The sequence below is a fragment of the Salibacterium qingdaonense genome, assembly GCF_900114715.1.
GTDB lineage: Bacteria > Bacillota > Bacilli > Bacillales > Marinococcaceae > Salibacterium > Salibacterium qingdaonense.
Genome location: NZ_FOTY01000053.1, coordinates 1 through 8450, shown reverse-complemented (window position 1 = coordinate 8450; position 8450 = coordinate 1). Strand labels below are relative to the sequence as shown.

Here is an 8450-nt window from a genome sequence, read left to right as displayed (position 1 = left end):
GAGAAGCGTTTAGATGTCACAGAACTAATAAGGGGCCGAACCAAGCATCATGGCAGATGAATAAAAAAAGGGGGAATTCACCTTATTCTTCATTCGAAACATCGAAAACGCGCATCACTGTTCTTTGACAATGAAATAGAAGCCAAATAGTGTAGTAGCTATCCAAGCTTCAATGAATCGTTGAATCCATTTCATTAAACAAAGTTTATTGATGAAATGAAATTTTTCCTATTGTTTTTCCTATTGTATGTAAAGGTGAAGCGATTCATCTTTGGCTGAAAATTGGATGAACATATGGCTGAAATTTCAGTTGACAATTACAAACGTCATTATGAATGGTTCATAAAGCACTTTAGAGGGTCTCGTCCCCCCGTAAACGTCATTATCCTGTGGAAGTACGTCACGTGCGGGCGCCGATCTGACTGCACATCCTGCGGGGTACCCGCGGCTCGTGCTGTTTGGAGCAGGAGTCGGGGCATTTTGGTTCCGCTGCTATGTGGCTCCTAAACAGTGGCTCGAGAGTTTCAGACATAACTGATCAATAAAAAAAGGGCGCTTCCAACTATCCATATGGATAGCTGGAAGCGCCTGTCATCTCTCAAAGACCGTTACGTATTATCTTCTGTATCACTCTCGGATTCATCATTATCTTCTGACCCGGAAGAAGTGTCGTTTCCATTTTCCTGATCTGAACTTTCCGGGGAACTAGTATTGTTATCCTCCCCGTTGCTGCCATTCTGCTCATTATTGTTGTCCGAACTATTCTCTGTTTCATCACTCCCATTTTGATCCTGGGAGCCGCTGTCAGAAGAATCATTGTCCGTATTATCTTCTTCATTTGTGCCGCCGCTGTTGTCTTCATCGTTATCATCTGTATTGATGTAGCGGCGCGCCGTTGCTGACTGGCTTGATTCGCGTCCGCGCGAATCAACCGCGGTAACAAAGTAGGACCCGGATCCGGCATTGAAAGATGTCGTTCCATCGGCGCGGATGCTTCCAACAAGTGCACCGTTTGAACGGTAAATCCGGTAACCAACGATATCACCATCACGATGCGGGGACCACGTTACACTGTTTCCGCTGAATGATACATTGGCCACCGGAGAAGGTGTTCTACCATTATCCGGGGCCTGCCGGTCCGGTGCTACATCCTGCCATTCCTCAGGAAGGTATTCCGATATTCCCTCCGCATCAAATAGATCATCCTCAACGGATATACCACTTCTTGTGAAAGCGGAAGGCGTCGAGTCATAGGCCTGGTAACGGGCGCCGTTAATCGTAACAAACAATTCCTGCTGCAGCCCGTCGCCGGTCTCTGTCGGAACATACTGCTCGTTAAAATAATCGGTCGTCGTGAACCCGGCGTTTGAGCATTCTGACGTTGGAAGTTTGCCGGTTATACCACAAATGGTCTGTCTGACGATACCGTCCGGCTGCTGAAATCGGTCATCCAGTCCAAAGACGGACTCTTCGCTTTCCTGCTCCGCTTCATAGGCTGCGTTCATATAATCGGACCAGATCTGCTGGGTACGTGCCCCGTAGCCTAAGCCTTTATAGTAGTTAGAGATTTCCTGCGGGGTATCATAACCAATCCAGATGCCGAACGTAACATTGGGATTAAACCCGACAAACCAGGAATCATGGGTATCATCTGTCGTTCCGGTTTTGCCGGCCCAGTCCCCGCCGAAGTTCATCATCCCCGGGAGACTGGATGCTGTCCCTCCGGACCCGAGAACGTCGCGGAGAATATCAACGGTTAAGAACGTCGTCTGCGGCGAAAAGACTTCCCTGCTTTCTGTTTGATGTTCATAAATCGTTTCTCCGTCTTTCGTTTCAATACGCTGTATCATGTAGGAATCATTATAGTTTCCGTTATTGCCGAAGGCGGCGAACGCATTCGTGTTCGTTTCCACGGTTGTTCCGTTCGTCAGGCCGCCTATGGCTGCGGAAGGATATGGTTCATTCGGGCCGATATTGTCAAAACCTAAGTCCAGCAGCGTCTGTCTCGCTGTTTCTTTCTCCATTCTCTCAAATGTGCGGACAGCCGGAGAGTTTCGTGACTCTACCAGTCCCTCACGGACACTTACAAATCCCTGATAACTGTCTCCGTAGTTTTTGTAGCTGCCATCTCCGTTTTCGTAATCACCGGGCACGTCGGGCAGAATAGTGCCGGGCTGGACGAGGCCCCGTTCCATCGCCGGCGCGTAGTCAAGAAGCGGTTTAATCGTCGAACCGTTCTGACGGTAGGATTGTGTGGCGTGATTTAAATTATTCTGGTCAAAATTACGTCCGCCGACGAAACTTAGAATTGCGCCGTTCTGGTTGTCGATCATCATGGCGCCGACCTGTTCCTGTTCGACGCTTCCTTTCACCTGTCTGTCCGGTCCGTACCACTGGGAATTGGCAGCTGCTTCCTGCATAGCGTCATAAATATTCTTTTTGACGGTGATATGAACGTTGTATCCCCCAAGCGCCAGCTCACTTTCCGCCTGTGTCTGGTACTGACCGATGGTCTCCCTGCGTTCTTCGCTGCTCATGGAGTCCAGATCGACCCCTGCTTTATCGATTAGATCGTTTCGGATAATATCGGAAGCTCTGCGCTGTGTTTCGTATGTCAAATAAGGGTAGTTTTCTACAATGCTCCCCTGTGGTTCCGCCAGATTCGCCTTAATGTCATAATCAAGCGCGGTCTGGTACTCTTCTTCGGTAATAAACTCATTATCCCTCATGTTCCCAAGCACACGTTCCATCCGCGCGAGTCCTTCTTCCATATCACTTTTCACTTTACCGCCTTGGGCAAATGGTGTATAAATGTACGGGTTCTGGGGAAGGCCGGCGATAAAAGCAGCCTGGGCCGGATTCAGTTCTGACACATCCACCCCGAAGATGCCCTCCGCAGCAGACTGCGCTCCGGCAATATTCCTTCCATCCGAATTACGTCCAAATGGCACGATATTTAAATAAGCTTCCAAAATAGCGTCTTTCTCAAAATAATGTTCCATTCGAAGCGCGAGTGCAATTTCTTTTGCTTTCCTCTCAAAGGAGACTTCGTTGGTAAGAAGCTGGTTTTTAACTACCTGCTGAGTCAGTGTACTCCCGCCTGTCTGGGTACTGGAATTGGAAACTTCCTGATAGACTGCACGTAACAGTGCTTTTGGAACAATTCCTTCATGTTCGTAAAAATATTCATCTTCTGTCGATATAACGGCATTAACTAAATGATCGGACATTTCTTCCAAAGGTCGTTCTTTACGCTCCAGCCTTGCAGGAATTTCTCCCAGGAATTCTCCTTCGTCAAAATAAATACCGCTGATTTCTTCGTAGTTATAGACCTGGTTTTCAAATTCTGCTTTGCTGTATGCCTCCTGATCCTCTACGAGAGACATGAAATATCCCGCTCCCGCTCCACCGGCAAAAAGACCAAGGGCGATAAACACCACGAATGCGATAAGTAATAAGTTCCAGAAAACGTAGGAAGTAATATTTAACCCCTTGATCCACGGTTTGTTTTTCCAGGAATCAAAGCGTTCGTTCAGTTTTTCAAGAAAATTTTTCATGTTATGATTCCTCCTAAACATCAACGATATTATAGCATAAGCTTGGATTGCTTCCTATGGATTATGGCGATTTTTATCAATTCGCGTTGACAATAGGAAAAAAGGTATGGTAAAAGAAGAATAGTCTATATCATTTATGACAGGCTTTGAAGGTATGAAGTAACTTTATTCTCCCTGTACACAGAGAACCGGCGGGCGCTGAAAGCCGGGACACAGAATGGAGTGAATTACGTGCTGGAGCTGATTCCATGCTGCATGGAACGGGAATTCCCGTTATAGAATCCAAGTGGGAAGCAGCTGCTTTCAACAAGGGTGGTACCGCGATAACAATCGTCCCTTCCGTACAGTACGGGAGGGGCGTTTTTTAATCTGAAATGAAGGAGAAAAGAGAAATGGATATTTTTCAGGACTTACAAAACAGAGGATTAGTCAATCAGGTTACCGATGAACAGGGACTGCAGAAGCTGCTGCGTGATAAACAGGTGACCCTGTACTGCGGGTTTGACCCGACCGGGGACAGCCTTCACGTGGGCCACCTGCTGACGATTATTACGCTGCGCCGGTTTCAGCTTGCCGGACATCAGCCGCTTGCTCTCGTAGGAGGAGCGACCGGACTGATAGGAGATCCGAGCGGAAAGAAAGCAGAGCGGACATTGAATGAAGAAGATGTCGTACAGATGTACACCGACCGGATCCGCGGCCAGCTTGAGAAATACCTGGATTTTTCAGGCGGAAAGCGGGCGGAAGTCGTGAATAACTATGACTGGATCGGACAAATGTCGATCACTACCTTTTTGCGGGATGTCGGCAAGCATTTCAGTCTGAACTATATGATGTCCAAAGAATCGGTGGATTCAAGAATTCAGTCCGGCATATCTTTCACCGAATTCAGCTATCAGATTCTGCAGTCGCTTGATTTTTACCACCTGCATGAAGAAAAACACTGCCAGCTGCAGATTGGCGGCAGTGATCAATGGGGCAATATTACCGCCGGACTTGAACTTATCCGCCGGATGAAAGGCGGCGAGGAAGGTGAACAACCGCAGGCATACGGATTCACCATTCCGCTTGTTACAAAGGCCGACGGTGAGAAATTCGGCAAATCCGAAGGCGGTGCCGTATGGCTTGATCCCGAAAAAACATCGCCGTACGAGTTCTACCAATTCCTGATTAATACAGATGATCGTGATGTGATCAAATTTCTCCACTATTTCACGTTCCTTTCTGAACAAGAGATCACGCATTATGAGCAGGAACTCGAGAACCGGCCGGAAGAGAGGGCCGCACAGCGCCGTCTTGCCGAAGAGGTTACAACCTTTGTACACGGAGAAGAAGCGCTGAAGCAGGCTCAGAATATTTCGGCGGCCTTGTTTGGAAAAGACGGGGATATCAAAAGCTTAAGCGCTGAAGAAATTCAGCAGGGCTTTAAAGATGTACCGGGTCATACGATCGAAGAAAAGGAAGCGGGACTGATTGAGCTGCTTATCGAGGCAGGTATTGCATCCTCCAAAAGACAGGCACGGGAAGATATCTCAAACGGCGCGGTATACATTAATGGAGACCGGTGTCAGGACCTGGATAAAGTCGTGGGAGACGAAGATAAAATCGACGGATCCTTCACCGTTATCCGCCGCGGCAAGAAAAAATACTTTCTCATCCAATTTGCATAAATAAAACGAAGCTGCTTCCTCGAAAAAGGAGGCAGCTTCGTTTTCATGTTCCGTAATGGTTCCGCCGGCAGAAGATTAGTAATTAATAGGCGCGCCGGGACCGACCGGAATGCCAAGCAGTACCCAGATGAGAAGAAGAATGAGCCATCCTGCAAGAAAAGCAATGGAATAAGGAATCATCATGGATATCAGCGTACCAATCCCGACTTTTTTATCGTAACGCTGAGCAAAGGCGATAATAACCGGGAAGTATAAAAGCAGCGGTGTGATCATATTGGTGACAGAGTCCGAGATTCTGTACAGCAGCGTTGTAAATTCCGGTGAATAGTTAAGCTGCATCATAATGGGAACAAACACCGGCGCCAGAATCGTCCATTTCGCTGAGGAACTTCCGATGAAAAAGTTGACGAGCATCGTTATCCCCATGAAAGTAAGAATCAAATTAATGCCGTCAAAGCCCGTGTCCTGTAAAAAATCAGCTCCGTTGAATGCAATAACCGTTCCAAGGTTCGTTTCGCGAAAATACGCGATGAACTGCCCGGCTGTGAAAGCCAGTGCAATGTAGCCGCTCATGCTCGCCATTGTTTTTCCAAGTAACGTTGTCAGATCCTTATCATTTCGTATCTCTTTGGATACGATACCGTAGATAAGACCCGGCACAAAGAATAAGATAAAAATCACAAAGACAAGAGCATTGAAAAACGGAGAATCAATGTACGCGCCGTCTCCTCGAAGAGGGCCGAGAGACAGATAAACCATCACAGCAAATGTCACAATAAAGCCGATACCGGCAAAACGCATGCCGCGTTTCTCCTGGGACGTCAGTTTTTCCATGTCCTCCTGTTCTCCGCCGTCGTATTTTCCAAGACGGGGCTCAACGATTTTGTCAGTAACAAACGTACCGATAAACGTAATCAGAAGCACGGATGCCGCAGCGAAAAAGTAGTTCATCGTAACTGTTATTGTCTCCGCATACGCAGGATCAATCGTGCGTGCTGCTTCCGCTGTCAGTTCCTGAAGAATCGCATCTGTAGATGTGAGCGCCAGGTTCGCGCCGAATCCTCCGGATACTCCGGCGAATGCTGCGGCCAGACCAGCCAGTGGGTGCCGGCCCAGGCCGAGAAACAAGACAGCTCCCAGAGGGGGAAGGACAACATATCCTGCGTTCACAGCAAGACTGGACATCACACCCGCGAATACGAGAGCTGCTGTAAGCAGGCGGTTCGGAACGCTGAACACAATGCCTCTTAACGAAGAATGAACCAGTCCGGTTTGTTCAGCCAGGCCGATACCAAGCATCGTAACAAGGACAGCCCCAAGTGGAGCGAAACCAATGAAGTTATCGACGGCACTGCTGAATATGTATTCCAGTCCGCTGGCACTGAAAAGGTTTTTCACTTCTACAACCTCGGATGTTGTAGGATTTGTAACGGATACCCCCGAAAAGATACCGGAAATGACAACAACAATAAATGCTAATAGAGCAAACAGTAAAAGTGGGGATGGAAGTTTGTTTCCGAGCCACTCAATTCCATCCAGTATACGGAATAAAATCTTTCGGGGAGTAGAAACTTCCTCCGGATTTTTTGCCATTTGAATGCCTCCCTTTTAATCTTATCTACTTAGTCGGAATTAAACGTATCAAGCTTCGCAGCAAAAGTCAAAGTATTTACTTATAACAGAACATGATGTTCCACGGCTGTTGATTATGCAAATATAGGAAGCGTTTCGTTGGACTCCGCCTTTCCTGCCCGCTTTCCGCGGGCGTCGCCTCAGCTACCGGGAAAATCACCCGGTGATCTTCGGCTGACGCTTCTCCCGCTGGAGTCGGGCAGACGGCTCCGTCCAACGAAAAAGAAAGGGGAATACATGCTTTGATCACAGATGCACCCTCCTCATAGAACCCTTTCCCATTCCTTTATATGGTAAATCAACAGGCGTGATGGTGTTCCCTTGATAAAGCCGGATACTAAAAAAAGACCCTGGAATGTTGGAAGGCCAACATTCCAGGGTCTTTTGAAAAGTATTCCGTAAACTGCAGCGATTAACGGGAATAGAACTCCACGATAAGCGCTTCGGTGATTTCGGACGGAAGCTCGGAACGTTCCGGATAGCGGGTGTATGTGCCTTCTTTTTTATCTTCATCGAAGTTAAGAAATTCCGGCACAAAGCTGCTTGCTTCCAGCGCGTCATTGATAACCGAGAGATTCTGGGACTTTTCACGCAAGCTGATAGTCTGTCCCGGCTTCAGACGATAGGAAGGAACGTCGACCCGGCCGCCGTCTACTTTAACATGACCGTGCGTCACGAGCTGACGGGCCCCTTTACGCGTGCGGGAAAGGCCGAGACGGTACACGATATTATCAAGACGGGATTCGAGAAGAATGAGGAAGTTTTCACCGTGTACGCCCGGCAGATTGCCTGCCTGTTTAAACGTACGGAGAAACTGCTTTTCATTCAGTCCGTACATATAACGGAGCTTCTGTTTTTCCTGAAGCTGCTCGCCGTATTCGGAAAGCTTCCGACGCTGGGTCGGTCCGTGTTCACCCGGAGGATACGGGCGTTTTTCGAGTTCTTTGCCTGTGCCGCTCAGCGAAACGCCGAAACGACGGGATTTTTTCCAAGTAGGTCCTGTATAACGTGCCATACAAGAGCGCCTCCTTTTATTTTTAAAAGTATTGGAAAAAGAAGACCTATGACATTCTCCTGACATGCTCATTTTGTTTTCATGTATCTTCGCCCCGACAGCTAGGGGGTACCAATACACCTTGCAACGTCTCTTCAGCCGCGGAGGCAAGGAACAAAATGACAAGGGTGCACACATCAAGTATGTCCGGGCTGTCTTTTAACACAAACGTCATTATATATTTTTCCGCACGCAAAGTCAATATAACACGAAAAAAACGTGAGCGGATAATATTATGCTTGATTGTAAAATCAAATGCAACAGCTAAAGGCATCGTTAAAGATATAGCTAAAGCCATCGTTATTCCGTTATGATGAAAGGAACCCAACACCTAACATAATAGGAGGAATAACGATGACCACTTCCCATGGTACCACAGAAATGCGGTGTTTTTCTCATCTTTCGTCCTTTGATCGGGGACAGATTCAAGCCCTTCGTCAAGAAGGCAAGTCCATGCAGACCATTGCGGAGGCTATTGGCCACCATAAATCAACGATATCCCGGGAACTAAAGCGGGGCACCACAACGCAAAGAACG

Annotated in this window: 6 protein-coding genes and 1 other annotated feature; of the genes, 2 read left to right on the top strand and 4 right to left on the bottom strand. The window is 47.7% G+C overall.

Going from position 1 to position 8450, the window contains the following annotated elements:
* Positions 1-608: 608 nt before the first annotated feature.
* Positions 609-3557, bottom strand: a complete 2949-nt coding sequence (locus BM058_RS17635; RefSeq protein WP_090929041.1) for a transglycosylase domain-containing protein — start codon at positions 3555-3557, stop codon at positions 609-611.
* A gap of 137 nt (positions 3558-3694) precedes the next feature.
* Positions 3695-3898 (top strand) — a binding site (T-box leader).
* A 51-nt stretch (positions 3899-3949) separates the two neighbouring features.
* On the opposite strand from BM058_RS17635, the gene tyrS reads away from it, so the two are divergent.
* Positions 3950-5227 carry a tyrosine--tRNA ligase gene (gene tyrS, locus BM058_RS17630; RefSeq protein ID WP_090929038.1) on the top strand — a complete coding sequence of 426 codons (1278 nt, stop codon included), beginning with the start codon at positions 3950-3952 and terminating at the stop codon, positions 5225-5227.
* Between the two features lie 75 nt (positions 5228-5302).
* Here tyrS and BM058_RS17625 read toward each other — a convergent pair whose 3' ends face one another.
* The 3 genes from BM058_RS17625 to rpsD all read right to left on the bottom strand — a co-directional run bounded on the left by BM058_RS17625 (position 5303) and on the right by rpsD (position 7874).
* The gene (locus BM058_RS17625) at positions 5303-6820 is read right to left on the bottom strand and encodes an AbgT family transporter (RefSeq protein ID WP_090929035.1); all 1518 of its coding nucleotides are present in this window, start codon (positions 6818-6820) and stop codon (positions 5303-5305) included.
* A 76-nt stretch (positions 6821-6896) separates the two neighbouring features.
* The gene (locus BM058_RS17620; RefSeq protein ID WP_090929033.1) at positions 6897-7109 is read right to left on the bottom strand and encodes a hypothetical protein; all 213 of its coding nucleotides are present in this window, start codon (positions 7107-7109) and stop codon (positions 6897-6899) included.
* Between the two features lie 162 nt (positions 7110-7271).
* Positions 7272-7874 carry a 30S ribosomal protein S4 gene (rpsD, locus tag BM058_RS17615; protein WP_090929030.1) on the bottom strand — a complete coding sequence of 201 codons (603 nt, stop codon included), beginning with the start codon at positions 7872-7874 and terminating at the stop codon, positions 7272-7274.
* Between the two features lie 393 nt (positions 7875-8267).
* Here rpsD and BM058_RS17605 point away from each other — a divergent pair.
* Positions 8268-8450, top strand: a 183-nt coding sequence (locus tag BM058_RS17605; RefSeq protein WP_143083068.1) for a helix-turn-helix domain-containing protein, incomplete at its 3' end; no start/stop codon positions are given.

What these genes read in the sequence shown, in the direction of transcription:
- rpsD (WP_090929030.1), bottom strand. Translation starts at nt 7,874, where the DNA reads ATGGCACGTTATACAGGACCTACTTGGAAAAAATCCCGTCGTTTCGGC.
- BM058_RS17625 (WP_090929035.1), bottom strand. Translation starts at nt 6,820, where the DNA reads ATGGCAAAAAATCCGGAGGAAGTTTCTACTCCCCGAAAGATTTTATTC.
- BM058_RS17635 (WP_090929041.1), bottom strand. Translation starts at nt 3,557, where the DNA reads ATGAAAAATTTTCTTGAAAAACTGAACGAACGCTTTGATTCCTGGAAA.
- tyrS (WP_090929038.1), top strand. Translation starts at nt 3,950, where the DNA reads ATGGATATTTTTCAGGACTTACAAAACAGAGGATTAGTCAATCAGGTT.